Origin of the sequence: Sphingopyxis sp. GC21, assembly GCF_025727575.1 — a bacterium.
Taxonomy (GTDB): domain Bacteria; phylum Pseudomonadota; class Alphaproteobacteria; order Sphingomonadales; family Sphingomonadaceae; genus Sphingopyxis; species Sphingopyxis terrae_A.
Genome location: NZ_CP095845.1, coordinates 1,701,935 through 1,727,597, shown reverse-complemented (window position 1 = coordinate 1,727,597; position 25,663 = coordinate 1,701,935). Strand labels below are relative to the sequence as shown.

Annotated in this window: 28 protein-coding genes and 1 tRNA gene; 10 read left to right on the top strand and 19 right to left on the bottom strand. The window is 64.8% G+C overall.

The genetic code is table 11. The annotated features are described in order from the left end of the window. Positions 1-15 precede the first annotated feature (15 nt). Positions 16-324: a DUF1778 domain-containing protein gene (locus MU856_RS08270; RefSeq protein ID WP_263588812.1), complete on the top strand. Its 309-nt coding sequence runs from the start codon at positions 16-18 to the stop codon at positions 322-324. Positions 325-339: 15 nt separating this feature from the next. Then, positions 340-870, top strand: a complete 531-nt coding sequence (locus tag MU856_RS08265) for a GNAT family N-acetyltransferase (RefSeq protein WP_263588811.1) — start codon at positions 340-342, stop codon at positions 868-870. A 44-nt stretch (positions 871-914) separates the two neighbouring features. Here the strand turns inward: MU856_RS08265 and MU856_RS08260 are convergent, their stop codons facing one another. From MU856_RS08260 to MU856_RS08200, 13 genes are all read right to left on the bottom strand, one after another. After that, the gene (locus MU856_RS08260) at positions 915-1,598 is read right to left on the bottom strand and encodes a conjugal transfer protein TraW (protein WP_263588810.1); all 684 of its coding nucleotides are present in this window, start codon (positions 1,596-1,598) and stop codon (positions 915-917) included. Continuing rightward, entirely contained in the window at positions 1,588-1,824 is a 237-nt protein-coding gene (locus MU856_RS08255; protein WP_263588809.1) for a hypothetical protein, read from the bottom strand. The genes MU856_RS08260 and MU856_RS08255 overlap by 11 nt, the downstream gene beginning before the upstream one ends. Continuing rightward, the gene (locus tag MU856_RS08250) at positions 1,821-2,648 is read right to left on the bottom strand and encodes a hypothetical protein (protein WP_263588808.1); all 828 of its coding nucleotides are present in this window, start codon (positions 2,646-2,648) and stop codon (positions 1,821-1,823) included. The genes MU856_RS08255 and MU856_RS08250 overlap by 4 nt, the downstream gene beginning before the upstream one ends. Beyond that, positions 2,645-2,968 (bottom strand): hypothetical protein, encoded by a 324-nt coding sequence (locus MU856_RS08245; protein ID WP_318153204.1) that lies wholly within the window; start codon positions 2,966-2,968, stop codon positions 2,645-2,647. The genes MU856_RS08250 and MU856_RS08245 overlap by 4 nt, the downstream gene beginning before the upstream one ends. Beyond that, positions 2,952-5,438 carry a TraC family protein gene (locus tag MU856_RS08240; RefSeq protein WP_263588965.1) on the bottom strand — a complete coding sequence of 829 codons (2,487 nt, stop codon included), beginning with the start codon at positions 5,436-5,438 and terminating at the stop codon, positions 2,952-2,954. Before MU856_RS08240 ends, MU856_RS08245 begins: the two co-directional genes overlap by 17 nt. Positions 5,439-5,464: 26 nt before the next feature. Then, on the bottom strand, positions 5,465-6,052 hold the full coding sequence (locus tag MU856_RS08235; RefSeq protein ID WP_412072826.1) for a TraV family lipoprotein: 588 nt from the start codon (positions 6,050-6,052) through the stop codon (positions 5,465-5,467). A 35-nt stretch (positions 6,053-6,087) separates the two neighbouring features. Continuing rightward, positions 6,088-7,395, bottom strand: coding sequence for a TraB/VirB10 family protein (locus MU856_RS08230; protein ID WP_263588806.1), 1,308 nt, complete (start codon positions 7,393-7,395; stop codon positions 6,088-6,090). Then, a complete protein-coding gene (locus MU856_RS08225; protein WP_263588805.1) occupies positions 7,392-8,150 on the bottom strand; it encodes a type-F conjugative transfer system secretin TraK in 759 nt (252 codons plus the stop codon). The genes MU856_RS08230 and MU856_RS08225 overlap by 4 nt, the downstream gene beginning before the upstream one ends. Continuing rightward, positions 8,134-8,766: a type IV conjugative transfer system protein TraE gene (locus MU856_RS08220; protein ID WP_263588804.1), complete on the bottom strand. Its 633-nt coding sequence runs from the start codon at positions 8,764-8,766 to the stop codon at positions 8,134-8,136. The genes MU856_RS08225 and MU856_RS08220 overlap by 17 nt, the downstream gene beginning before the upstream one ends. 8 nt (positions 8,767-8,774) lie before the next feature. Then, complete coding sequence (locus MU856_RS08215) at positions 8,775-9,041, bottom strand: type IV conjugative transfer system protein TraL (RefSeq protein ID WP_263588803.1); 267 nt, start codon at positions 9,039-9,041, stop codon at positions 8,775-8,777. Positions 9,042-9,178: 137 nt separating this feature from the next. Then, on the bottom strand, positions 9,179-9,493 hold the full coding sequence (locus MU856_RS08210) for a hypothetical protein (protein ID WP_263588802.1): 315 nt from the start codon (positions 9,491-9,493) through the stop codon (positions 9,179-9,181). A 190-nt stretch (positions 9,494-9,683) separates the two neighbouring features. Next, positions 9,684-10,463: a DsbC family protein gene (locus tag MU856_RS08205; protein ID WP_263588801.1), complete on the bottom strand. Its 780-nt coding sequence runs from the start codon at positions 10,461-10,463 to the stop codon at positions 9,684-9,686. Continuing rightward, positions 10,450-10,722 (bottom strand): hypothetical protein, encoded by a 273-nt coding sequence (locus MU856_RS08200; RefSeq protein ID WP_263588800.1) that lies wholly within the window; start codon positions 10,720-10,722, stop codon positions 10,450-10,452. The genes MU856_RS08205 and MU856_RS08200 overlap by 14 nt, the downstream gene beginning before the upstream one ends. Positions 10,723-11,115: 393 nt before the next feature. On the opposite strand from MU856_RS08200, the gene MU856_RS08195 reads away from it, so the two are divergent. Both MU856_RS08195 and MU856_RS08190 read left to right on the top strand, forming a co-directional pair. After that, positions 11,116-11,562, top strand: a complete 447-nt coding sequence (locus MU856_RS08195) for a helix-turn-helix domain-containing protein (protein ID WP_263588799.1) — start codon at positions 11,116-11,118, stop codon at positions 11,560-11,562. Further along, a complete protein-coding gene (locus tag MU856_RS08190) occupies positions 11,555-11,836 on the top strand; it encodes a helix-turn-helix transcriptional regulator (RefSeq protein WP_263588798.1) in 282 nt (93 codons plus the stop codon). The genes MU856_RS08195 and MU856_RS08190 overlap by 8 nt, the downstream gene beginning before the upstream one ends. 454 nt (positions 11,837-12,290) lie before the next feature. Here MU856_RS08190 and MU856_RS08185 read toward each other — a convergent pair. Then, positions 12,291-12,366, bottom strand: a tRNA-Lys gene (locus MU856_RS08185). A gap of 379 nt (positions 12,367-12,745) precedes the next feature. Here MU856_RS08185 and MU856_RS08180 point away from each other — a divergent pair. Genes MU856_RS08180 through MU856_RS08165 form a run of 4 tightly spaced genes read left to right on the top strand, consistent with a single transcriptional unit; the run spans position 12,746 to position 17,353 of the window. Further along, positions 12,746-14,134, top strand: a complete 1,389-nt coding sequence (locus MU856_RS08180; RefSeq protein ID WP_263588797.1) for an efflux transporter outer membrane subunit — start codon at positions 12,746-12,748, stop codon at positions 14,132-14,134. Continuing rightward, complete coding sequence (locus MU856_RS08175) at positions 14,131-15,435, top strand: efflux RND transporter periplasmic adaptor subunit (RefSeq protein WP_263588796.1); 1,305 nt, start codon at positions 14,131-14,133, stop codon at positions 15,433-15,435. The genes MU856_RS08180 and MU856_RS08175 overlap by 4 nt, the downstream gene beginning before the upstream one ends. Further along, positions 15,432-16,154 (top strand): ABC transporter ATP-binding protein, encoded by a 723-nt coding sequence (locus tag MU856_RS08170; protein ID WP_003043762.1) that lies wholly within the window; start codon positions 15,432-15,434, stop codon positions 16,152-16,154. Before MU856_RS08175 ends, MU856_RS08170 begins: the two co-directional genes overlap by 4 nt. Next, positions 16,154-17,353 carry an ABC transporter permease gene (locus tag MU856_RS08165; RefSeq protein ID WP_263588795.1) on the top strand — a complete coding sequence of 400 codons (1,200 nt, stop codon included), beginning with the start codon at positions 16,154-16,156 and terminating at the stop codon, positions 17,351-17,353. Before MU856_RS08170 ends, MU856_RS08165 begins: the two co-directional genes overlap by 1 nt. A gap of 33 nt (positions 17,354-17,386) precedes the next feature. On the opposite strand, the gene rodA is transcribed toward MU856_RS08165, so the two are convergent. From rodA to MU856_RS08140, 5 genes are all read right to left on the bottom strand, one after another. After that, on the bottom strand, positions 17,387-18,493 hold the full coding sequence (rodA, locus tag MU856_RS08160; protein WP_062902632.1) for a rod shape-determining protein RodA: 1,107 nt from the start codon (positions 18,491-18,493) through the stop codon (positions 17,387-17,389). After that, positions 18,490-20,397: a penicillin-binding protein 2 gene (gene mrdA, locus MU856_RS08155; RefSeq protein ID WP_062902631.1), complete on the bottom strand. Its 1,908-nt coding sequence runs from the start codon at positions 20,395-20,397 to the stop codon at positions 18,490-18,492. Before mrdA ends, rodA begins: the two co-directional genes overlap by 4 nt. A 61-nt stretch (positions 20,398-20,458) precedes the next feature. Further along, entirely contained in the window at positions 20,459-20,980 is a 522-nt protein-coding gene (gene mreD, locus MU856_RS08150; protein ID WP_062902630.1) for a rod shape-determining protein MreD, read from the bottom strand. After that, positions 20,977-21,876 carry a rod shape-determining protein MreC gene (gene mreC / locus MU856_RS08145; protein ID WP_263588794.1) on the bottom strand — a complete coding sequence of 300 codons (900 nt, stop codon included), beginning with the start codon at positions 21,874-21,876 and terminating at the stop codon, positions 20,977-20,979. Before mreC ends, mreD begins: the two co-directional genes overlap by 4 nt. A gap of 17 nt (positions 21,877-21,893) precedes the next feature. Beyond that, entirely contained in the window at positions 21,894-22,940 is a 1,047-nt protein-coding gene (locus MU856_RS08140) for a rod shape-determining protein (RefSeq protein WP_003043744.1), read from the bottom strand. Positions 22,941-23,139: 199 nt separating this feature from the next. Between MU856_RS08140 and mutL the strand changes: the two genes are divergently transcribed. Both mutL and MU856_RS08130 read left to right on the top strand, forming a co-directional pair. Beyond that, entirely contained in the window at positions 23,140-24,954 is a 1,815-nt protein-coding gene (gene mutL, locus MU856_RS08135) for a DNA mismatch repair endonuclease MutL (RefSeq protein ID WP_263588793.1), read from the top strand. 144 nt (positions 24,955-25,098) lie between these two features. Then, on the top strand, positions 25,099-25,434 hold the full coding sequence (locus tag MU856_RS08130) for a hypothetical protein (protein WP_062902627.1): 336 nt from the start codon (positions 25,099-25,101) through the stop codon (positions 25,432-25,434). Positions 25,435-25,663: the final 229 nt, after the last annotated feature.

Here is a 25,663-nt window from a genome sequence, read left to right as displayed (position 1 = left end):
TGAAGGAAGCGGACAATGCAGGCGTTCGAGGGAAAGCCCGACGAGATCACGGAGCGCAGCACCGAACGGATGCATTTTCGCACCAAGCCGCATATCAAGCGGGCGATCCAGCGCGCTGCCGCCTTGTCCGGCGTCGACGACTCCGCATTCACGATCAATGCTGCCTACAAGGCCGCGCTGGAAACGATCGAGACGCATGAACGCACGATTCTGAGCCACGACGACTTCCAGAAGATTCTTGACGCGCTGGACAATCCTCCCCCGCCAACGCAGGCGCTCCGCGATGCGTTCGCGAGCTATCGCGAACGACTTCTGAACCAGTAAGCTGGCGCACCGACCATGTACCGCTCGATTACCGAGCCGCTCGACGTCGCTCGTCATGATCGGGACAGCTTCGAAAGCGGGGTAAAGGCTGTCGACGACTTCTTCAAAAAGACAGCGAACAAGCTGACGCGGGCAGCAAATCTCCGCACATTCGTCCTTGCGGACGAGCATGGCAAAGTGTTTGCCTTCTATGCCCTCAATGCAGCTTCGATCGATTGTCAGGATTTGCCTGCCCGCTTCAAGCGAACGCGTCCCGTCCACGGCAAGATTCCTGCCACGTTCATCGCCATGATCGGCGTCGATCATAAAGCTCAGGGCAAAGGGCTGGGGCGCGACCTTCTGGTCGACAGCCTTTGGCGCATAGCAGAGGCCGAGAAATCCATCGGCATCGCATTGACCCTGCTGGACGTCCTCGATTGTGGCGACCCTGTGCAGGTAGAGCGGCGCAAAAGCTTCTACGTCCGCCACGGCTTCGCGCCGCTGCAAGACCAACCGCTTCGTTTGTACCTGCCCACGGCGACCCTGCGCGAACTCGTCGACCCATAGGCGCCCGGCAACCGTCTCGTAGGAAACTATCCAAGAGAACCAAGTCATTCCTGACGCTCCTTTGACAGGGTCCGGCCATCTAAGCCCACTTCGGTGAGTTCGAGGCGCTGGCCGACCTGGCGGACGATTACCGGGGCGACGGTGAGACCGAGCCGCTGCTTCACGCGCTCTTCGAGAATGAACAGCGCGCGATGGTGTTGTTCGCCCAGCGACAGGGCGTCGTCTTTGGGATCGCCGCCGCCCGTCAGTAGGATCCAGTCGGTGAGCGCCGCGGTTTTCAGCGCCCAGCCCAGATCGCGGGGGTGGACGATCACGAGGCGCTGGGGCAGCGTCACATAGGAGAGCGGATTGAAAGTGAACCCCTTGGGATAGAGCAGCTTCCCGTCCGGCAGGCGGATTTCCTGATCCAGCGTGTAGAAAGGGACGACGCTGCGCGTGTGGTTTTCGCGCGCCACGCCGAGCGAGGCGCCCTTAAGCGCGCTCCAGCTCGCGCGCGGGCCGAACCGGCTCGCGATGTTGACCGGCTGCCGCGCGGCGGCCGCCTCGATCTCGGTCATGGCGTCGGGCTCGGCGATCGGCCAGGTTCGCCCAATTGTGGACGTCTCGGCATGGGCCGTTGCTGCCAGGATCAGCGCGCTGGCGATGAGGCCGGCGACAACCGAGGCCTGCATGGCGACGACATACCATCCCGGCGCATAGCGATCCGAAGGGTGATCGTTATCGGCCATGGCGGCGCCTCCACCCGTCGCGGCGATCCTCGCCGCTGTCGCCCCTGACCGCGCAGATGAATGCGGAGAGGCCGACGATGAACACCAGCAGCACCAGCGCCTGCATCACGCCCGCAACCGGAGCCGACCACAGCACGAGCCCCACCTGGACGAGCAGCAGCAGATGGGTGCCGACCAGCAGTCGGATCGATGCCGCGCAGGGACTTGAGGAGAAGATGCCGTTCATCGCCGCCTCCACCAGCGTGCGAGCCGGGCGAGGCCGGTGCTGACAAGATCGGAGAAGAGCAGCAGGAACAGACCGCCGATGAGGCAGACGCCCATAACCAGCGGCACATCCGCCATCACGATGCCCAGCGGTACACCGAGCCAGGCCCGCAGGGTGCAGAGAGCCAGGGTGACGATGACAGCTTCGAAAACCAGCAGCCCGAGCCCCCAGAAAAATGTCTTGCTTTCCATCTGGTCGAACGCGCGTTCTTCGATCTCTTCCACGATTCCGGCATGACGATCGCAGCGCTGCGCAAGCGTTTCGGTGTCGGACACGGGCGTCGGCACGATACCCTTGAGCCAGCATTCACGGGCGGCGGGGCGCGGAGGAAGGATGGCGGACGGCGCAATGACGCGGCGCGGCCTGCCCAGCAGACGCCGCGTTAGGTCTTCGACCGCCAGCGCCCAGGAAGGAACACGGGCGCGGGTGGCGGCGACGCCGGTTGCTATCGCCGCGCCAGCCAGTGCGCTCGCCCCGATCGCGGCGGCAACAAGCGGCGCAGGCATGGTCGCTGCGAGTTCGTAGTGGTCGAGGGCGGCATAGGACGCCGCGGCGAACCCCGCCTCTCCGATCGCGAGCAAGATCGCGCCGCGCCGCCAGCGGACCTGTTCGGAAGCGAACAACTCGGCCTGCGCGTCGCTGTGCGCTTCGAGCATGCGGATCTGGACGCCCATCTCGTGGCGCGAGCGAACGAGATAGTCGTAGAGCGTCTCGCCGGGCCTGCGCGGATCGCAGGCGGGGATGAGACGGCCACCGCCGTCGCGGCCGAGCGACACCGAGATCATCGCGCCCTCCGCCAGCGGGCCATCAGCCGGCTTGCCGCGCCGGTCAGGCCGATCAGCAGCAGTCCGGTGAGGAAACAGCTCGCGCCGATGACAGCCGCGCCGCGCACCACCATGCCGGTGGGCTGGGCAAGCGCGATGCCGGCGGCGAGCACCAGCGTCGTCATCATCACCGATTCGACAACAATAAGACGGAAGCGCCAGCGTAGAGCGTCGGCCTCGGCGCGTGCGGCCACGCGCATCTCGATGAGCGCTTCGAGTTCGTCGTCCGGAGCCAGCGCGAGCGCAAGCTGGTCGGGATGCGGTTTACGCCTGAGCATCATGCCCTCCCTGCGGTGTGAGGATTTCGGCGGGATCGACACCGGCGAGATCGCAGACCGCCTCGAGCGGCGAGCGGCCGGCGCGCACCAGCGCCTCGAAGGCGGCGACGTCTTCGGGCGCCGAGGTGTTGATCCAGTAGGAGAAGGGATCGACGACGAGCCGGGCGATGCCGAGGCCCAGCGGCGAGTCGATGAAGACCTCGCTGTAGTTGGGCTTGTTGTTCCTGACCGATTTCACGAGATCGAGGACGAAGCCCGAATAATCGAGGATCTTGTTGTCGACCGCCTTGTCGTAGGTCGAGCCCTGCAACAGGAACCGGGTTGCGGCATTTTCGAGGATGACCTGCCCCGTGCCGCCGAACAGCATGAGGTCGTTCATCGACTGCAGCACGATGCCGAAGCTGCCGCGATATTTGCGCGCGCGGCGATAGCCCTGGGCAAAGGCTTCGGCGAGCCGCGACAGGTCCTGGCCGTCGCTGCGGGTCATGAACTGCGCGGCCTCGTCGCACAGCACGAAGCGGGGGCGATCGCGGGCGGAGAGATAGAGTTCCTGCGTGACCGCGTTGACCACGACCATGATCACGACGTTGAACAGGTCGGGCATGGCTTTGAGGCGCTCGAGTTCGAGCACGACGAATTCGTCGGTGGAAATGTCGAAAGTCGACGGCCCGTTAAAATAGTGGCCGTAGGCGCCGTCCGACCCGAAATCGCGCAAGTTGAACGCGAGTTCGCGCGACACCGGCACAAGGTGTTCCACCCGGTCGAGATCGGAGGTCGCGTATGCTGGATAGGAACCGAGCCATTCGCGCACCGCGTCGATCCCGGCCTCGGCGCGGCCGCTTTCTATCGCCCATTGCACCGCGGACTTTATGAGGTTCCATTCGGAAGTGGAGACGCCCTTGCGGGTCGCGGCATTTGCCATTTCCGCGACGATCGCGACGGCCATCGAGATCGCCGATTCCCGGTCATCGCCATCGAGCGCGAGGCCGAGATCGAACGGGTTGAGCACCAGATGCTCTTCGCCGAGATCGATATAGCGGCCCGAGCAGAGCGTGCAGAGCTTGCGGTAGCTGCCGCCGATGTCGATGATGCGAATCAGCGATCCTTGCGCAAAATATTGCTGGCACAGGTTGTTGAGCAGGAAGCTCTTGCCCGCGCCCGATTCCGCCGAGACGATGAAATTGTAGTTGTTGATCCGGGGATCGAACAGGTCGAGCGTGATGAGCTGACCCTTGCGGCCGGTATAGAGCAGTGCCGGCCGGCCGCCGCCGCGAAAATCGGTCTGGATCGGCGCCATCAGCACGCCCGCGCGCGCCGGCACGCGGAAATCGCGCTGGAGCATGCCGATCGTGCGGCGATCGGGATAGAGTCCGAAAGGCAGGCTTGCCGACAGCAGGATGGGATTGAGGTAGCTTTCCTCCTGCACCATCCAGGGCAGCGGCTCGCTCTCCCACAAACGCTTGGCGCGGGCCGACATCTCGCGGGCCTGGGCGCGGGTCTGGCCGAACACCCAGATCGTCGGGATGACCGACAGGAACCGGCTGTTGCCGATCTCGTCGAGGATCCAGGAGATTTCCTCGATCTGCTTGCCGACTTCGACCGCGAAGCTGCCTGCAGCCTTCTGTGCCGAAAGGATCTGCGCGCGTTTGTGGATCTCGAAGGCCGACTGGTCGAACAGCACGTTCAAGGTGAACAGGAACGGGCCGCCGATCTGGTCGGTGTCTTCCGAGCTGCCGCGCATGCCGCCCGTCAGCCGGTTGGCCCGCTCGGCGGTGATTCGGCGCGGCGGCGACTTCGGCGTCAGGCAGCGCGCCACCTGATTGCCGAGGAACACCTCGGGGCCGTCGAAAACGAAGCCTGGTCCCGCGTCGATGATCTGTTTCCTGATCGGTACTGCCCGGTTCGCATCGCTTGCGGAAAAGACGCCCGGCGCATGCTCAAACACGCCGTTGAACACGCGGCGGTAGAAGGCGACCACTTCCTCCGGCGGGAGCCGGCGGATGCCGAGTTTGGCCAATTGCTCCTCGATCTGGCGCTTCAGGTCATTGTCCATCGGCTCGCGCGTCTTCACCGACAGGAAGGTGCGGAAGTCGCGGACGGGAATGCCGTGGAGCGCCTTCAGCCCTGCGGTCCCGGCCTTGAGATAATCGAAGGTCCGCCGCGCCGAGGCCTGGATCAGCGGATCGGGCCGGGTCTTGAGATCGAGATAGGCGTCGAGCGCGTCGTCGATCAGCGGATCGGCGAAGCTCTGCAACTGGAGGACCGTGCCTTCGGGGAAGTTGACGTTGAGCAGCCCCAGCAGCGCTTCATGGACATGCGCGAACATGTAGGCGCTGGGCACCAACTCCCAGGAATACCCCCAGCCATCGTCGATGGTGAGGAAAGCGCCTTCTTCCTCGACCCAGGCGACGAGCGGCAGGAAATCCGAATAGCTGTCGCGCGAGACGCTCTGGCGCAGCCGCGCCAGCGTCATGCCGTCGCGCTGGTCGACGAGCCCGCTCACGGCCGCTCGTCCTTGTCCGCGGGACGCTCGCGCACCTGCTCGAGGATCGGCACATTGAGCGACGAGGCCTGCGGGGTGACCAGATAGTCGCCCACCACCCATTGCGGCCGCTCGAGGATCGAGAAGACGTAGCGCTGCATGTAAAGCCGGTCGGGACGCTGCTGGTCGGCGTAAGGCAGGATCAGCGTGCGGATCGTGCGCGGCGGCTTCAGCATCGGCGTGACCGGCTGATCGATCAGACCCTGCAGCTCGCGATAGACGCTCTCCCGGTATCCGGCGAAGCCGCTGCCGGACGTCGACTGGCCTTTGCCGGGCATCACGGCGCCGGCGGCGCGATCGCGCAGCATCGCCTTGTCGCGGGTGACGGCGGGATCGGATTTGGACGCCGCGCCCGCCACCGCGTCGGCATAGGCCTTGTCGGGATGGATGCACTGGCCATGATCGGAGTTCTTGCAGGAGAACTTCTCGCTGTAGGGCGACATGATCGAGCCGAGCGTCGCACAGCCGCCGAGGCTGGCCGCGAGGCACAGGGGAAGGCCGAGACGGGCGGCGCGCGAAAGCCGCGCGCGGTACGAGATGCGCATGGAGACTGCTCCCGGTTGGATGGAGGACGACCGCATCAGAACTTGCTCCCCGCGGTCGGCTTGATTTCGAGGGTGACTCCCTCCTGGATGACCACGACGACATCCTTCGCCGCGCCCACCTCGACGATGGGCCCCGCCTGGCGGGCGAGGTCGAGATAGAAGTCGGTCAGCTTCTCGGACGATCGGGACAGCCCGCCAGCGACGCCGGCCTTGGCGGCGTCGCCCGCGTTGAAGCTGCGCACCGATCCCAGCGCCGAGGTCGAGACCTCGCCGACCGTGTCCTGAACCGTCTGGGCGACACCGGTGATGGTGCCGGCGATGAACGAGCGCGCGAGCGCGGCGCCGGCGCGGGTGACGACCTTGCCCGACAGGCCCTTCTTACCGTCGGTATCGACGAAGAAGCCCTTGATGGGCTGGTCGACCACCGAGCGTTCGTCGAAATCGACGCAGGACAGGGAGACGAGCTGGACCTCGACGCGCTCCTTGGCGAGGCTGCCCGTCGCGTTGCCGATGACGAAGCAGCCCGCAAGGTTGGCCTTGACGTCATTGGGGAGTACGACCGGCGCCTGCACGCGCGCGATCAGGGGTTCGGGATTGCTGGTCGCGTCCCGGCTCGCCAGCGCGTCGATCCCCGTCAGCAGCCGCGCTTTCATGAAACCAGGCGGCAAATAGATCGTCCTCGACTTTTTTTTAGCGCCGCCAGGCTTGTCGGTGGCCGCGACCAGGGCGGTCGCCGCGCCGATCGCGCCCACCGTCTTCTCGACCGGAGGAGCCGGCGGTGCGGGCGGGGCGGAGGGGATGGCGGGCGGCGTCGGGGCGCCCGCGGACACGTCGCCGGTCGCGGGCGGCTCGGGGAAGGCCGGGACCGAGCCGGGAAGCGCCGGGGGAAGATCGCTCCCCGTCGCGCCCGTTCCGGCCTGCGATCCCGCGCCGGGCACGATCTTGCCTTCCTCGATCGCGGTGACCCGCTCGCCAAGCAGCGACTGGCCGTCGAGGATCTTCTTGAGGTCGCCGCGCAGCTTTACCTCGAGACTATCGCCGCGCAGCCCTGCGCCCATTTCCAGCTTGGAGGCCGGCGGCGCGCTCTGCTCCTCATGCTTGCTGCCGCTTGCCGTATAAAGGCCGATGCCCAGGAGACCGACAACGCCGACGACGCCGACCTGTTTCAACCGCAATTGCTGCTGCGCGCTGAGCGCCGCCCAGCGGGTCCGCAAGTCGAGCAGCGCGGGTCCGCGCGGTTCGGTGTCGATGTCGGCTCGCGCCTCCGCGTCGAGATGAGCCCGGTAGCTGCCGGACTCCGGACGGTCGCGGCCGGGGCCGGTGGGTTCGCCGCCGCCGCTCACTGGACCGCTCCCCGGCGCACGACGATGACGCGCGCGGTTTCGCCGGTCTTGAGGACGCCTCTGTCGAGCGTCACCGCGAAGATGTTGGCGCCGAACGCCGGCACGAGGAAACTGCGTTCATCGATGGCGGCGTCGGCTGCGGCGGTCACCAGATATTCGGAGGCCGAAAGCCCGGAGCCTTCGATCTCGATGCGGCGGCGTTCCTCGATGCTCGCACCCGGCAGGTCCGACAGGCGAATCCTGGCGCTGCGCGGCGCGACTGCGGTGAAGCTGCCGGGAATGCGGTCCTGAAGCATCGAGAGCGTGATCGAAACCGCGCGCTCCTCTTCGACCAGCGGCCCCAGCAGGTCCTCGTTGGCGCGTGCCCGCTGCGCGGTGCCGGGCTGGAGCATCACCGTCGTCGCCGGAATGTCGGAGGGCTCGGCATAGAGCGCATAGACCGCGCCGTTGCAGGTGATGAAGAACTCGGACGGGACGGTGACATAGGAGCGCGTGACCGCGCCTGCGTCATCGACCTCCTTGACCAGGAACTTGATCCAGGCGTCCGAGCCCGCGCGTTCGACCGCGATGGCCTTTTCCGCGCTGAACTTGACATCCTCGATCTCGCCGCCGGTGCAGACGACATGGTTGATGTCGCGGTTGGACAGGCGGACCGTGCTGGTCTGGTCGGGCAGCGCGACGATGGTCTGGGCCATGGAGGGCAAGGGCAGGCCCATGAGGGCGAGCGCCAGCAGCCGCTTAGCGGGGGTCGGCATCGAAGTTTTCCTCTGTCAGGGCGGTCAGCCAGAAGCGGCCATTGTCGATCGCGTAGCTGATCCGCAGATTGCCCCGGAACTTGCGGACCACGCCGCCGATCACCCGGACCTTCTCGACCGGCACGACGATTGCGCGGTCGGTCCAGGTGACGGGCTGGTCGGGACGGATATAGGTCGAGATCGAGAGCGTCGGATTGTCGGCCAGCTCATCGAGCAGCCGGTTCAGGCTGTCGCGCAGGGCATTGTAGGCCGAAGGGTGCGCGATGCTCAGCAGTTCCTGGAACTGCCGGTCAGCCGAGTAGGCCGAGTAGGTGCCCGACAGCGAAACCACGTTGAACGTGATCGTGCGCAGATAGGCCTCGGACGGCTTGCTGCCAGTGACGTAGAGATCGCCGCTGGCCCCGAATGGCACTACCACGGTGCGCTGGTTCTGGTTCGAGGTGTACATCACCGTGCCGAGCACGAGGGTGACGCCGAACATGCCGGCGATGGCGAGCTTCAGGAGCCGGTTTTCCTCGAAGAGGTTGCTCGACCCCTGGAGGTAGCGATGAATGCCGAAGCTGGCGGGCTTGCCGAGCAGCGGATCGCCGGACGGTCGGGGAGTTCGACGGAACATGGACGCGCTCACTCGTAGAAGCGGGTCTGCGTCGGACCCGGATAGTTGCGGAAGGAGACGAGGCCCCAGCGCCAGGCGAGGTGGGGAATGAAGCCCCTCGGCTTGGTCCTGAGCCACGGCACAAAAAGAAGAAGGCCCGCGACCAGCGCCCAACCGAGCATCCCGCCGAGAATGGTGGCGACGAAGATCGTCGTGATCACCAGCACGAACTCGTCCGATGCAAACCACAGGATCTGAACCGGCTTGTGCAGGTATTGGGGTAACCGCTCGTCCACGAGCCTTCTCCTCTTGCTTCAGAACCGTCCCGCGAAGCTGGGTGACTTGAGCAGAACGGGGATTTCGGGCGCCTGCGCATCCCGAAGGGGTGTCGCCCCGACGCGGCCTCGCTGTCTGCCGCGCCGGGGCGGCGGCGTCAGATGACCATGCCGAACGTCTGGAGGATGGTGTCCGACTTGATCAGGCAGACCGCCGCGACGATGGTCGGGATGCCGACCATGACGTTGGAGAACAGGCGGCTGACGCCGAACAGGAAGGCGGCGACGCCGCCGACGAAACCCAGCGGCCCCTTCACGCCCTTGTTCACCACGATGTCGTAGATATCGTAGCCGAGGTCGCCGGTGGCCGGCGCCGTGAAGGCGTGGGCCCCGGTGCTCGCGAGGGCGAGTACGGCCAAAGGGAGGCCGAAATTGGCGACCGGGGCGATCCGGTTGCCGAGCTTTCTGATCATAGACTTGCTCCGTCGAATATGGGCCGTCCGTGAGACTGCCTGCCGGCATCGATTGGGATCGCTGTCGGCCGGCGGCATGGCTGGACGGCCCGATGGGGCCATGGCCGCCGGCATTCCGGTCCGCGGCGCATCCTGGCCTGCTCCTCGCAGGCTCCCTTGCGCGCCAGCGGCCGCCATGAATGGGGTATGATCAGTGCGGGACACTGGCCGCCGCCTTGGCCGGAGCCTTGCTTTCCGCGAGGAACGTCTCGAGTTCGTCCTGCCGGAAGCCCGAAATGACCTTGCCGCCGGCGATGATCGTGGGCGTGCCGCCGATGCCGATCTTGCTCACCATCTCGGCGTCGGCCTTGACCTTGGCGGCGCCGGGCGCGCATTTAATCAGGTCCTTGGGCGCGGCTCCGGCATAGATCGCCTTGAACGCGGCTGCCTTGTCGGGTGAGCAAAGGATGTGCTCCGCCTTGGCGGCCGCATCGGGGTGGATGCCGGAGACGAAGAACACGAGCCGTCTGACCGGCTTGCCTTCAGCCTCCTTGGCCGCCCAGAACCGTTCGAGCGCCCGGCAATAGGGACAGTCGGGGTCGGTGAACTCGATGACGGTCGGAGCATTTGCGGGCCCGATGACGAGGGCCTTGGCCGGATCGATCGCGCCGAGCTTGCGCCGCGCCGAAGCTTCCTGCGCCAGGGCGGTGAGATTGACGCCGTTGCGATCGTAAATTGCCGCGAACAGCAGATGTTCGCTATCCGGGGCGTAGTAGATGATCCGGCCGCCAGCGCTCGCCTGGTAGATCGGCCCCTTGATCGGCGAGGGTCCGAAATCCTCGAACTTCAGGTTCGTGAAGGTCTGCTGGAGTTGTGCTTCAGCTTCCTTCGCTGCCTTTTCGAGCGGGGAATCGACGGCAACCTGGGCGGCCACGGGCGCGATACCCAACACGAGCGCGGCGCTGGCAATATAGAACTTAGCGCTGCGCATCGGTGGTCTCCCCGTTCGCACCCCGCAGCAGCGAGGCATCGAGACGCACGCTGGCCCCGATCGGGACCGCCGCCAGTACCGGCTTGTCGGCGGCCTCCGTCGCGACACGCTCGTTGATGACGAAGCCATTGGCGGTCTCGACGATCTGGCGCGGCTTGGGCGACGGGACGACGATGGCCCTGGTCTTGGCGGCGATGGGGGCCGCCGCTGCGCAAAGCGCGCAGGCAGCAACGATCGCACTGGTAATCGGCTTGTTCATGCACGACTCCCTGTTCGGCGCGGAGAGCGCCGATGTTGACGGTGATGAAAGCCGGACCAGCAGGATCGATTCGTGTAACCAGTCCGGCGACGACCAGTGCATGAAAGGAAAAGAATGACCGTGCAACGCGATGCGGAAGTTAACTTCCGGTTTCGGTCAATAATGTCATGGATTAGGCGATTTTGTCGTAACGTGGAATTTTCGACATAAATCGCGATTTTACCGATATAGCAGGCGGATTTACCGGAATGCGTCCTTTATGATGATTTGCGCCAAAATGCAGACCAATATCATAAAAATGACCGATATTGTTTTGAATACGGGTTTGCTGATGAATTTGGCGACGTCTCATCTTGCATTTGCGATTTCGGCGTCACAATAAATTGTTGGGCAATGCTGGCGAAACTGTTCTCCAGAGGGACATTCGGTATGTCACGCTTCGAACGCCTAGCTTCAGCCGATCTTTCCGGCCTCCGCCTGATCAAGAAGGTATCAGGCGAGATGATCCGCGATGAGCGCCGGCGCAGACACATTACGCAGGAACAATTCGCTCGCGCTCTCAATGTGAGCGGGCGCTGGATTCGGGAAATCGAGACAGGAAACCCCGCCGCCAGGTTGGAGGACCATCTTCATGGCGCCATGCTGCTCGGGCTTCCCACCGCTCACATATCGCTAGCAATCCTGTTCGTCGCTTCGGGGATGCCCGTGCCGCGACATATCTTGCATTCCCAAACCGCCGGGCTCGAACGCGAGTGTGTCGATTTGATTGCGGCTGGATCGATCAAGGCTCTCACGAGCGAGTTGACGCCGCATTGGTGGCCGGAGCAGGCCAATGGTTGAGGGCACCCTCGGCGCAGAAGGTGGAAAGGCCGTCCGTGCAACCGACGATTCCTACCTAGCCTACTCTGATCTCGCGGGGAGAGGGATTCCCTTCACCCGCCAGCACATCGCCCGCCTGATAAAGCAGGGGCGCTTTCCCGCGCCGATCAAGCTCGGAATTGGAACCAATCGGTGGATCGCCGCGGAAGTTGATGCCTGGTTCGTCCAGCGCATGGCTGAAAGGGATGCTGAGCTTGCCCGGCGCAGAGGTCTGCTGCCAGCCCCTCCTGATTAGGGTGCGTATCGGCAAAGACGGCCAAAGTCTCGCGCATCCCTCCCGCTTCAAAAGCACTAGGTCCACTTGATAACATAGACCTGATCCAGGTGGGCAGGCGCGGTTGAGAATACCAATCGACCGCCGAAATGCGTGAGGCAGGGGATTGGCGGCATCTTGAGGCCGCAGTTCTCGAAGACCACGCAGAGATCTGCTTGGAGCATCGCCGTGTGGATGGAGCATCCAATTTCCCGAACAATCGAAGCCCACTGATTGTGGAGCGTGATTCGCTGCCTTGCCCGCTCATTTGAGCGTCGGAAGGCGGCCTTGGGATGAAACATCGGAAAATTTTTTTGAACCCGGTGACGCCCCGCATCACCTCGAATTTGTTGCACGTTTTGTTGCACGAAAGCCGAAAACGAAGAAGGCCACTTTCGGCGACCTTGCTCTAAAATATTGATTTTATTGAAGTTTTTGGTGGACGCACTAGGGCTCGAACCTAGGACCCGCTGATTAAGAGTCAGCTGCTCTACCAACTGAGCTATGCGTCCACATGCCGGTTTTCGGCGGACTTCGCGGCGGCCAAAAAGGCTTTGTGCTGCGAAGAGAGCGGCCCGCTATCATGCTCGTTCGGGCATGGCAATGGGCTTCGGCAATATTTTTTCGCAAAAGGCAATTTACGTTGCTTGGGTAAGGCGTGCGATCGGGCTTTTGCGTTGAGGGCGTCGGACGGCGGCGCCGGGAAATGTCGGGAATGGGGGAGCGTCGGCGACCCAAATGGAGGCATCGGGTGGCTTGCGCGGCGCCCGAAAGCTTGCGTATTCCAGCAATTTATGGTCTGCCGTCCGGCAAGCGCGGTAATTTTTGCATCCGCGGTGGGACTTTGAGGGGCGCATGCAGACGGGACGGCGCTGGCTGGCAATAGCCCTGATGGCGGGCGGTCTTGGGGGCTGCGTTTCGGCGCCGACCGAATATCCATCCGGGCCGGGCATTCCCGTTCCCGAGCAATGGTCGGTCGAATCGGGAGGCAATCCCGCCGCGACGGCATCCTATTGGACGCGACTGAACGATCCGCTGGTCGATTCCTATGTCGCGCGGGCGCTGGCGAACAATCGTGACATTGCCCAGTCGGCCGCCCGCCTGGTGCAGGCGCGCGCGGGCGTGCGCGCGGCGCGGGCAGGCTATTTCCCGCAGGTCACGGCCTCCGGGGGGCTTCAGCGCGATGTCGGCGATCTGGGCGACGAGCGGCTGCAATATTCGCTCGGCGCCGACGCGCAGTGGGAGATCGATCTTTTCGGACGCATCGGCGGCAATGTCGCTGCATCGCGGGCCGATCTTGCCGCCGCAGGCTATGGCCTTGCCGACCTGCAGCGCCTGATCGTGGGACAGGTGGCGCAGACCACCGTTTCGGCGCGAACGCTCGCGGTACAACTCGCGATCGCGCGCGAAACGCTGACCATTCAGGACGATAATCTCCAGATCGCGCGCTGGCGACGCGAGGCCGGCCTCGTATCGAGCCTCGATGTCGAGCAGGCCGCCGCGCAGCGGGCGCAGACCGCGGCGAGCATTCCGGCGCTTGAACGCGATCTCGCGCAGGCGGCGAACAGCATTTCGACCCTGATCGGCGAAGCGCCCGGCCCGGTGCGGACGGCGATCGAGGGCGAAGAAGGAGCAATTCCGGCTCCGCCGGACGCAGTGGGGTTCGATGCGCCGGCCGCCGTGCTGCGCAGCCGCCCCGACGTCCGCCAGGCAGAAGCGACGCTGCTCGCGGACACGGCGCGCATCGGCGTTGCACGCGCGCAGATGCTACCGCTTGTCAACCTTACCGGCAACCTTGGCACCGCCTCGTTCGGGATCGGCAATCTGTTCGATGTGATAACCGGGCGGCTCTTTGCGGGGATCAGCCAGCTTATCTTTGACGGCGGCCGTGCGCGCGCGGGTGTCGACGCCGCCAATGCAGCCGCGCAGGCTTCGCTTGCGGCCTGGCAAAAGGCGATCCTTGGCGCGCTTGAGGATGTCGAGAGCGCCGCCGCCGCCCAGCGCGCGGCGGGCGAGCGCGTTAGCCTTTTCGAAACGGCGCGCGATGCGGCGAGCAATGCCGCGCTGCTGGCGCGCAGCCAGTATCAGGCGGGGCTGATCGACTTTCAAACTTTGCTGACTGCGGAGAACCAGTTGCTCGCGGCCCGCAACGCGCTGGCGGCGAGCCAGGCCGAGCGGGCCAACGCCTTTATCAGCCTCAACCAGGCGCTCGGCGGCGGTTGGGACGGGACCAATTTCGATCCGGATGCCGGCGTTCGGACACAGGGGACTAGCGAATGACCGATACCGGCACTGCGACGCAGGAACTCGAGGATTTTCTTGGCGCGAGGCCGCGCCCCAAGTGGCGGCGCTGGATGAAATACTGGCTGCCAGCGGCGCTGATACTCGTCATATTGCTGGCGATGGCAACCTGTTCGCGCGGGAAAGACGAGGCCAAATATATCACCGAGCCGGTGACCGAGAAGTCGCTGACGCTCAGCGTCACGGCGACGGGGAATCTGCGGCCGACCAATCAGGTCGAGGTGGGGTCCGAAGTGTCGGGCAAGATCGATCACATTTATGTCGATGTAAACGACCGCGTCTCCAAGGGGCAGGTCCTCGCCCAGATCAACACCGACGTGATTGAGGACCAGATCACCCAGGCCGAGGCCAATCTCAACGCGGCGCGCGCGCAGGTGGCGCAGGCGCAGGCGACGCTTGACGTCGACAAGGCGCAGCTCGCGCGGCTGGAAAATGTGTTCAAGATCTCGGGCGGCAAGGTTCCCTCCGGGGTCGAACTCGATCAGGGTCGCGCGGCAGTGAAGCGCGATACCGCCGCCGTTGCCGCGGCGCAGGCGAATGTCCGCGCTGTCGAGGCGCAATTGTCGTCGGCGGTGACCAACCGCAACCGCGCGGAGATCCGTTCGCCCGTTTCGGGTGTCGTGCTCGCGCGCCAGGTCGAGCCCGGGCAGACTGTCGCGGCAAGCTTCAACACCCCGACCCTGTTCATCATCGCCGAAGATCTGTCCGCGATGCAGCTTCGCGTCGAGATCGATGAAGCCGACGTCGGACAGGTCCAGACCGGACAGAAGGCCGACTTCACGGTCGATGCCTATCCCGGTCGTCGCTTTCCCGCGGTCGTCGAGCGCGTCGATCAGGCGTCGAGCAACACGGCTTCGCAGGCGAGCCAGCAGACGGCCACCGCAACCGCCAATGCGGTCGTCAGCTATGAGGCAAGGCTGGCGGTCGCCAATGGCGACGGGCTGCTGCGTCCGGGGATGACCGCGACGGCGACCATTGCGACGGGCAGCACCGGCAAACAATTGCTGGTTCCGAACGGGGCCCTGCGCTTTCAGCCCGATGCGAAGGAAAAGGAAAAGGGCGGCGTGCTCAATCCCGAAATCGGGCTGGAAAAGAATGAACAGAGCGCGACTATCGGCGTGGGCAGCCAGCAGCGCGTCTGGGTGCTTCAGGCCGACGGGACGCTGAAGCCCGTCGACGTTGTGACAGGGCAGAGCAACGGCCGCCTGACTGCGGTGACGGCCAAGGGGCTGCGGCCCGGCATGAAGGTGGTGACGGGCAAGGGGGCGACGGGCCAGTGACGCCCCCCGAGATCCCGCTGATCGAACTCGAAGGGATAACGAAGACCTTCGGCCGGGGCGAGGCGGCCTTCCAGGCGCTCAAGGGCGTCGACATGCGCATCGAGCGCGGCGATTTCGTCGCGGTGATGGGGCCGTCGGGCTCGGGCAAATCGACGACGATGAACATCCTCGGCTGCCTGGATGTCCCGACGAGCGGCGTGTTCCGCTTTCGCGGGGTCGAGGTGCAGGCGCTCGATCGCGATCAACGCAGCCTGCTGCGGCGGCGATATCTGGGCTTCGTCTTTCAGGGCTTCAATCTCCTTGCCCGCACCAGCGCGGTCGAAAATGTCGAACTGCCGCTGCTCTATCGCGGCGAAAAGAAGAGCGAGCGCCACGCCGCAGCCATGCGCGCGCTCGATCAGGTGGGTCTTGCGCCTTGGGCGGATCACACGCCGGCTGAATTGTCGGGCGGCCAGCAGCAGCGGGTGGCGATCGCCCGGGCGCTCGTCACCCAGCCCGACGTGCTGCTCGCCGACGAGCCTACGGGCAATCTCGATACCGAACGCTCGATCGAGATCATGCAGTTGCTCACGCGCCTGAACGGCGAGGGCATCACCATCCTGATGGTCACGCATGAGGAGGAAATGGCGGCCTTTGCCAACACCATCGTGCGCTTTCGCGACGGGCTGGTCGAACGGGTCGAACGCGGCAGGCGCACCCGCAGCGAGGAACCCGCCTGATGTTCGGCGCAACGCTCCTGCTCGCCTTTCGCGAGATACGGCGCCATCTGCTGCGTTCGTTCCTGACGACGCTCGGCATCATCATCGGGGTCGCGGCGGTGATCACGATGGTGACGCTCGGCAATGGCGTCACGGCATCGATCAAGGACCAGATATCCTCGCTGGGGTCTAACGTGCTGATCGTCTTTCCCGTGCAGGGCGATCGCGGCAGGCCGCGGCCGTTCAAGCAAGCCGATGTTGATGCGGTGAGCAGGCAGATCGCCGGCGTCGTCGATGTGTCGGGCAGCGTGTCGTCCAGCGTCGCGGCCTTTCATAACGGGCAGAGCTGGCGCACGACCGTGCAGGGCGTCGGCAATGACTTCCTGCGCGCCCGGTCGATCGAGGTCGAAAGCGGCCGCGCGTTCACGAACGAGGAGGAAAGCGCGGGCAAGAATATGTGCCTGATCGGGCCCAAGGTCCAAAAGGCGATATTCGTCGCCGGGAGCAGTCCGCTCGGCGAAAATATCCGGTTGAACAACGTGTCCTGCACCGTGATCGGCGTCCTCAAGGAACGCGGCGAGGGCGGCGGTCCCGATCAGGACAGCGACAATGTCGTGATGGTCCCGCTGAAAATGGCGCAGCGCCGCTTCACCGGCAGCGACGATATCCAATATTTCGTGATCAAATATGACAGCGCCTACGCCAGCACCGCCATTCAGGATTCGCTCGTCGGCCTGCTGCGCGAGCGGCGCCTGTTGCAGGGCGCGGCCACCAACGACTTCAACATCGTCGATACCGCGCAGGTCAATCAGGCGCTCGGTGCGGCAACCGGCGCGTTGACCGCGATGGTTGCCGTGATCGCGGGGATCAGCCTGCTTGTCGGCGGGATCGGGATCATGAATATCATGCTTGTCTCGGTCACCGAACGGACGCGCGAGATCGGCATCCGTCTCGCCATCGGGGCGCTGGCGCGCGAGGTGCAGCTCCAGTTTCTGACCGAGGCCGTCGTGCTGTGCTGTTTCGGCGGTGCGGTCGGCATCGCCTTCGCTTTCATCCTGTCCTGGGGGATGGCGAGCGTGATCGACGTGCCCTTCATCTTCAATCCGGTCGTCAATGTGATGAGCTTCCTGTTCTCCGCCTTGATGGGGATAACATTCGGCTATTATCCGGCGCGCCGGGCGTCGAAGCTCGATCCGATCGACGCGCTGCGGCACGAATAAGCGGCACGCGCGGTCGCGGCGCCGCTGGCGTCGTCAGCTCAGCCGGCTGTGCCGCTTCTTGCTGTCACTCTCGATCGCGAGGATGATGCCGATGCAGGTCATGATCGTCAGCATCGACGATCCGCCATAGGAGAAGAGCGGCAACGGGATACCGACGACCGGGGCCAGCCCCATCACCATCCCCAGATTGATCGCGATGTAGAAAAAGATCGTCATGGTGAGGCCGGTCGCGGTCAACTGGCCGAAGCGCGTCCGCGCGTTGAGCGCGACGCGCGTGGACCAGCGCAGCAGGAAGAAGAAGCCGAGGAGCAGCAACAGCCCGCCGACCAGCCCCCATTCCTCCGACATGGTGGCGAAGATGAAGTCGGTATGCCCTTCGGGCAAATAATCGAGGTGGCTTTGCGACCCGTTGAGGAAGCCCTTGCCGAACAGTCCGCCCGATCCGATCGCTATCTTCGACTGGCTGATGTGATAGCCGGCGCCCAGAGGATCGCTTTCGGGGTCGAGGAAGATCAGCACGCGCTTCTGCTGATAGTCGTGCAGCATCGAAAAGAGGATCGGCAACGCGGCCAGTCCCGCGAGCGCGGCGCTGCCGAACCACCACAGCGGAAGGCCCGAGACGAACATCACGATCGCCGCGCTGGCGCAGATCGCCAGCGCCGTGCCGAGGTCGGGCTGGAGCATCACGAGCGCGGCGGGGATGCCGATCATCACCAGCGCGGGCCACAAGGCGTTGAAGGTGCGCGTGCTGCCCGGCGGCAATTGGGCGTAGAAGCGCGCGAGGGCGAGGACGATCGCGACCTTCATCAGTTCCGACGGCTGGAGGTTCATGAATCCGAGATTGAGCCATCGCTGACTGCCGCCGCCGACAAAACCCAGCGCTTCGACCGCAAGCAGAAGCAGCGCGACGCCCAGATAGCCAAGGTAGGAGAAATCTTCGAAAATGCGGATCGGCATGCGCCCGATCGCGAGCGCGACGAGCAGGAAGACGATGAAGCGCACCCCCTGTTGGAGCGCCCAGGGCGTCACGCTGCCGCCGGCGGCCGAATAGAGGACGAGCAGGCCGAAGCCGGTGATCGCTGACAGGAGTGCGATCAGCTTCCAGGGGATGCGCTGGACGGCGGGCGGAACCGGGATCATTGCGCGAGCCCCGGATCGGGGCGCGCGATACCCGCCTTCCACGCAGCATAGTCGCGGTCCATCCGCTCCTTGATCGTGCCGCCCCAGCCGGCCTCGAAGGCGGTCAGTGCCTCCATCGCCTTTTCACGGTCGTAGAGGAAGGTGAAGATGTCCTTGGCAACGGGCGCCGCCGCGCGGCTGCCGCCCATGCCATGTTCGATGATGACCGACGCGGCATAGCGCGGATTTTCGACCGGCGCGAAGCAGATGAACAGGCCGTGATCGCGAAATTTCCACGTTCCGCCTTTGCCGTTGCCGGTGTTGAGGCCGCGAACCTGGGCCGTGCCGGTCTTGCCCGCCATCTGGATGCCGTCGAGCGGCAGGCGGCTGCGCCCCGCGGTTCCGCCGGGGGCGTTGACGACGCGGTTCATCCCCTCGCGCGCGGTCGCAAAGGCTTCGGCTGAGAAGGGCAAAGGCTCGTTCGAGAATTGCCGGCTGACGAGGCGGGGGTAGAGTTTGCGGCCCGAGGCGATACGCGACGCCATGACGGCGAGCTGGAGCGGGTTCACGCTGACATAGCCCTGGCCGATCACCGCATTCAGCGAATCGGACGCCGACCAGGGTTGGCCGTATTTTTTCATCTTCCACGCGCTGTCGGGAATCGTGCCGTATCGCTGGTTGCTTCCGGCAAGCTGGAATTCCTCGCCCAGCCCCATCATCTTCGCGGTCGGCGCGATGGCGTCATAGCCCAGCCGGTCGGCGACCCAATAGAAATAGCTGTTACAGCTTTTCATGATCGCGGTCGGCATGTCGACGCTGCCGTGGGTGCCGAGACAGCGGAAGAAACGGTTGCCGAGGCGATAGCCGCCGATGCAGGTGTGGCGTTCGCTCGGGTCCATGCCATGTTCGATCGCGGCGATCGCGGCCATCGGCTTCAGCGTCGATCCCGGGGGGTAGAGGCCGCGGGTCGCCTTGTTGATCAGCGGCTGGTGATCGTCGGCGCGCAGCCAGCCATATTCGGCATTGCTGATCCCGTCCGAAAAGCTGTTCGGATCGAAAGACGGCATCGAAACGAAGGCGAGGATGTCGCCATTGAGGCAGTCGATGACGACCGCCGCCCCTGATTCGGGGCCCATGCGGCGCGCGGCATATTCCTGCAGATCGGCGTCGATGGTCAGGTGGACGGTCTTGCCTTGCGTGTCGGGCTGGGTGCTGAGATCGCGCACGACCTTGCCCCGCGCGGTGACTTCGACGCGCTTGGCGCCGGCCTTGCCGCGCAGCAATTCCTCGAAATATTTCTCCAGCCCGTCCTTGCCGGTCTTGAAGCCGGGGGTGATGAAGAGCGGATCCTTGACCTTTTCATATTCCTCGGCAGTCGGGGCGCCGACATAGCCGATCAGGTGGCCGACCGCGGCGCCGGTGGGATAGTTGCGGGCAAAACCGCGCGTCGGGGCAATGCCGGGGAGGTCGGGGAGGCGGACGAGGATCGATGCATATTGCTGCTCGGTCACGTCCTCCGCAACCGCAACCGGCTGGAATCCCGATGCCGCCTTGAGGTCGCGTTCGATGCGCGCCATAGCGTCGCCGTCGAGCTGCAACAACGTGCGGAGCTGGCCCAGCACCAGTTCCTTGCTGTGCATGCGATCGGGAATGATGTCGATGCGGAGCGAGACGCGGTTGTTGGCAAGCGCCTTGCCGTGGCGGTCGACGATCCAGCCGCGACGCGGCGGGATGAGCGTCAGATTGACGCGGTTGCTTTCGGATTCGAGGACATAGCGATCATTGTCGATGATCGAGATATAGCCCATCCGCGCCGCGAGCGCGGCGCCCACGGCGATTTGTCCGCCGCCGACGACAAGGGTGCGGCGCGTGAAGGTGAGGCCCCTCCAGGCTTCGGTAATGGGCGGACTTTTCTTGCGGGACATGAAAGCGGAAATTCGTTGGCAATCTGGGGCGAAGGCTAAGGCGGGGGCGGGAGGCGGGCGATTATCGGCGCTTGAGACGGAAATTGTCAAACTTGCCGGTCAGGCGGAGGAACAGCGGCATCAGCAGCACCGAAATGATGATCTGCGGCAGCACGAGGCCGAGCATATGCCCGGCGGGAGCGTGTGGAAAGGTGATAAGCACCGCAAGCGCCTGAACAGCGGCGACGAGCAGCGCGCCGATCGCCCAGTCGTGCAGGAAGCCGCGCCAATAGATGCGCTGCGAGAGATAGGCGATCGCGATGCTCGCGGCGGTCCACAGCGCGATGGCTGTGCCGATCGGCGCGCCGCTGAACAGATCGTCCCACAGGCCGAGCGGCAGACCGATCCACACCGGCCACATTTCGGTGCGCAGAAGTTGCCAGCTCAGGAAGAAGAGGAGACCGAGCGGGGGCAGCACGGGCGAACTGGCGACGAGCGGCAGCATCAACGGCAGCGCCGACGCGATCATCACCGTCGCGATCGGCACGACCTGCATCCGCCAGCGCGAGGCTGGCTCGCCGATCCGCTGTCCGTGTCGGTTCATGGCGCGCCGGCCGCCGCGGAGGATTGGGCGGGCATCGCCTGCGCCTCGATATTATCGGGCGTATAGGGGCGCAGCACCGCTACCGCATCGACCTTTGCCGGGTCGGCCAGCGGACGCGCGAGCGCGCCATCGTCCTGGCGCCGCACGACGATGGCGACCGGAATGTTCGGAGGATAAAGGCCGCCGGTTCCCGACGTCACGAGGATGTCGCCGGGCTTGAAGGGATTGTTCGCGATGTTGAGCGTGCGAACGTCGAGATCGCCGTTGCCGCGGCCCGTTGCGAGCGCCGGCAGGCCGTCACGAGCCCGGCGCACCGGCACGACATTTTCGACGTCGGTAAGGAGCAGCACCTGCGACACCGATGGCCCGGCGGTCAGCACGCGGCCGATCAGGCCGTCGGCGCCGCGTACCGGCTGGCCCGCCAAAACACCCCGGTTGCGCCCGAGGCTGAGCAGCGCGATGCGGCGGCTGCTCGTCGAGGTCGAGGTGAGCAGATAGCCATGGGCGAGCGCCGAGCGATCGGTCTGCTGCAGACCCAGCAGCGACTTGAGCTGGCGATTTTCCTCTTCGAGCGCGCTGGTCGCGACGAGACGGCGGCGCGCCTCGGCCAGTTCCTTGCGCAAGCGGCGGTTCTGCGATCCCGCGCCGACATAGGCCGACACAGTGTCGTCGACGCCCGAGATCGACCCGATCACCGACCGCGTGCCGCGCGCGATCGGCGCGGTTATTTCCTGACTGGCGACGCGCAGGGCGGCAAAGCCGACGGGGTCGGCGACCGAAAGGATCGCCAGAAGCAGCCCCGCAAGCGCGCCCGTTATCGCAATAACATAGGCAGCGAAGAGGCTGTACTGGGCCTTTCGGGATTGCCCCGGACGCCGATGTGCCGGGCGAACCATGGACCGTCTGTCCGCGATCAGGCTTGCTGCAGCACGCCGCGGAAGGCGGGATCCTCCATCGCGCGGCCGGTGCCAATCGCGACGCAGGTCAGCGGGTCTTCCGCGACCGTCACCGGCAGGCCGGTTGCGTCGCGCAGCAATTCGTCGAGTTCGCGGATCAAAGCGCCGCCGCCGGTGAGCACGATGCCCTGGTCGACAATGTCGGCTGCGAGTTCGGGGGCGGTGTTTTCGAGCGCGATGCGCACGCCTTCGACGATCGTGCCGATCGGTTCGGACAGTGCTTCGGCGATCTGCGCCTGATTGATCGAAATTTCCTTCGGCACGCCGTTGACGAGGTCGCGGCCCTTGATGTGGATCGTCATGCCGACGCCGTCGGCGGGCACGCGCGCGATGCCGAAATCCTTCTTGATCCGCTCGGCGGTCGATTCGCCGATCAGCAGATTGTGATGGCGGCGAACGTAGGAGACGATCGCTTCGTCCATCTTGTCGCCGCCGGCGCGGACCGAGGTCGTGTAAGCCAGGCCGCGCAGCGAGAGCACCGCGACTTCGGTGGTGCCGCCGCCGATGTCGACGACCATAGAGCCGATCGGTTCGGTAACCGGCATGTCGGCGCCGATTGCGGCCGCCATCGGTTCCTCGATCAGCCACACCTGGCTTGCCCCGGCGTTCGATGCGGCGTCGCGGATCGCGCGGCGTTCAACGCTGGTCGAACCCGACGGCACGCAAATCACGATTTCGGGGCTGCGAAACGCGTTGGCCTTGCCGCCGTGCACCTTGGTGATGAAGTGCTTGATCATCTGTTCGGCGACATCGATGTCGGCGATGACCCCGTCACGCAGCGGGCGGATGGCCTCGATGCTGTCGGGCGTCTTGCCCATCATCAGCTTGGCATCGTCGCCGACCGCCTTGACCCGCTTGATCCCGTTCAGCGTCTCGACCGCGACGACCGAGGGCTCATTGAGCACGATGCCCTTGCCGCGCACGTAAACGACCGTGTTCGCGGTGCCGAGGTCGATTGCCATGTCTTGGGAATTGAACTTCAGAAAACGGGAAAAGAAGGACATCGATACTGCTTCCTGTCATCGGCACGTGCCAGCCGGGTCGGTCTGGTCCTGCCGCCATCGAATGTGAACCCGCGCGCCTACCGGCACAGGACCAATCAGGGGGAGATTCCGGCTCTTCCCGGACGGGGTGGCTGGACAAAATGATCAGGGCTGAGCGGATGGGTCGCGATTTGCGTCCGACTGCGCTAGGACAGCCCCCATGTCAATACGCCGCCTGCCGGAAAAGCTAGTAAATCGGATCGCAGCCGGTGAAGTGGTCGAAAGACCCGCCGCAGCGCTCAAGGAACTCGTCGAAAACGCCCTCGATGCGGGGGCGACTCGCATTGCGGTGCGAATCGCCGAGGGCGGAATTCTGCGGCTGGAAGTCGATGACGACGGGTGCGGGATGACCGCGTCCGACATGGCGCTCGCGCTCGAGCGCCATGCGACCTCGAAATTGCCGACCGATGCGATCGAGGAAGTGACGACAATGGGCTTTCGCGGCGAAGCCTTGCCGTCGATTGCCAGCGTTGCGCGGTTGACGCTTGAAAGCCGCGTTGCGGGCGCGGACGGGTGGCGCCGTGTGATCGATAATGGCAGCCTCATCGCCGAAGGGCCGGCGGCGCTCGCCAAGGGCACGCGGGTGATGGTCGAGGATCTGTTCGCGCGCGTGCCTGCCCGGCGCAAGTTTCTGCGTAGCGCGCGCAGCGAATATGCCGCCTGCCTCGATGTCGTGAAACGTCTGGCGATGGCGCGCGCCGACGTCGGTTTTGCCGTCGAGCATGACGGGCGCCGCGTGCTCGACGTGCAGGGCGGCCAGGATCGTCTCAGCCGTGTCGCGGCACTGACCCAGCGCGACCTGGCGGCGAACAGCATCGGCGTCGATGTCGAGCGCGGCGAGGTCCGGCTCGGCGGCGTGATCAGCCTGCCGACCTACAACCGCGGCATCGCCGATCATCAATATCTGTTTGTCAACGGCCGTCCGGTGAAGGACCGGCTGCTTGTCGGGGCATTGCGCGGCGCCTATGCCGATCTGCTCGCGCGTGATCGCCATCCGGTCGTCGCGCTCTTCCTCGATCTGCCGACGAGCGAGGTCGATGTGAACGTCCATCCGGCGAAAACCGAAGTGCGGTTCCGCGATCCGCAGCTTGTGCGCGGGATGATCGTCGGCGGGCTGCGCCGCGCGCTCGACGAGCAGGGGTTTCGCAGCGTCCAGCGCCCTGCCGAAGCCGCGCTCGCCGCGTGGCAGCAGGAACCGGCCGCACCGGCGCCGACGACCGGATTTCTGTTCGGCCAGCGCAGCGAGCCCGCGGTGCATCTGTTCGGCGCCGATGCCGCGCCGCCGCCCGCCGACGCGGCGCGCGTCTATGACCGAATGATGACCTTTGCGGGCGCCGCCGCGCCGATCGCAGGGCGAGCCGAAGTGGCCGAAGCGCCGCCGCCGGTCGCCGCCGACCATCCGCTAGGCATCGCGCGCGGACAGATCGCAAACACCTATATCGTTGCCGAGGCCGAGGACGGTCTGGTCATCGTCGACCAGCATGCGGCGCACGAGCGGCTGGTGCTCGAACAATTGCGCCGCGGCATGGCGGGGCAGGCGGTGCCGTCGCAGGGCTTGCTGCTGCCCGAGATCGTCGAGATCGACGAGCCGGCGTGCGATCGCCTCGAAGCGGCTGCGGGTCAGCTTTCCGCGCTGGGGGTCGAGATCGAGCGCTTCGGCCCCGCGGCGGTGATGGTGCGCGCGACGCCCGCGATGCTGGGCGCGATTGACTGCCACAAACTCGTCACCGATATCGCCGACGATTTGGCGGGCTATGACGCAGCGCTGGGCCTCTCCGAGCGGCTCGAACTCGTGGCGGCGACGATGGCGTGTCATGGGTCGGTGCGCGCCGGGCGTCCGCTCAATGTCGCCGAAATGAACGCCTTGCTCCGACAGATGGAAGTGACGCCCCATTCGGGTCAGTGCAACCACGGCCGTCCGACCTGGGTAAAATTGCAGATGGCGGACGTTGAGCGACTTTTTGGGCGTAAATGAATGGGTTAGCGTGTTGCTATTTTAATTGATCATTGTTGATAGCTTGGACGACTATGATTGATGACTGCAAAGGACCGACATTGCGGACTTTGGCTCAATTTGCCAAGATGTCGTTACCGATCATCGTAGCAGGCATTCCCCGACATGTTTAAACCAAACAAGGGAATAGTTTTAGAGGCTCTTGGAGAGCTAAGCGACAAAGGCTTTCAAGAATACTACTGGATGGGGCGAGACCAGAGCGTAGTATGCGTTCCTGAAGAGCTATGTCATTCCATTCTGTTCAGCAGCAACTTGGCGCTGAATTTCAAGTCCGGAAGACCGGTATTCGGTCATTGGGATGCGCGGATCATGGCTCTTGCGGAAAGATTTTGCGACCTCGTCGATGTAACTTCCGGTGATGCCGAGGCCATGCTCGCAGCAGCTGAAATGGAGCAAATCCGGGCCGAAGCACAGTCGATACTGGATGGCATCAAGGCTTAGCCGCCAATGCCGAATAGGACGGTCTCTCGTCCGCTTCCTATCCCCATATCGGGAATTTCTACTCCAGCTTCGGCGGAAAAGCTGGCACCTCTTGTGGGTTGGCTGGGGTGAAGCTGGCGATGGACGATGTGGAGAAGCTGTGCGGGCGCAAATGAGGGCGGCGCGGAGGTCCGGCCGCACGATGGCCCGGAATCACAACGCCCGGGCCTCATTCGAGACCCGGGCGCCT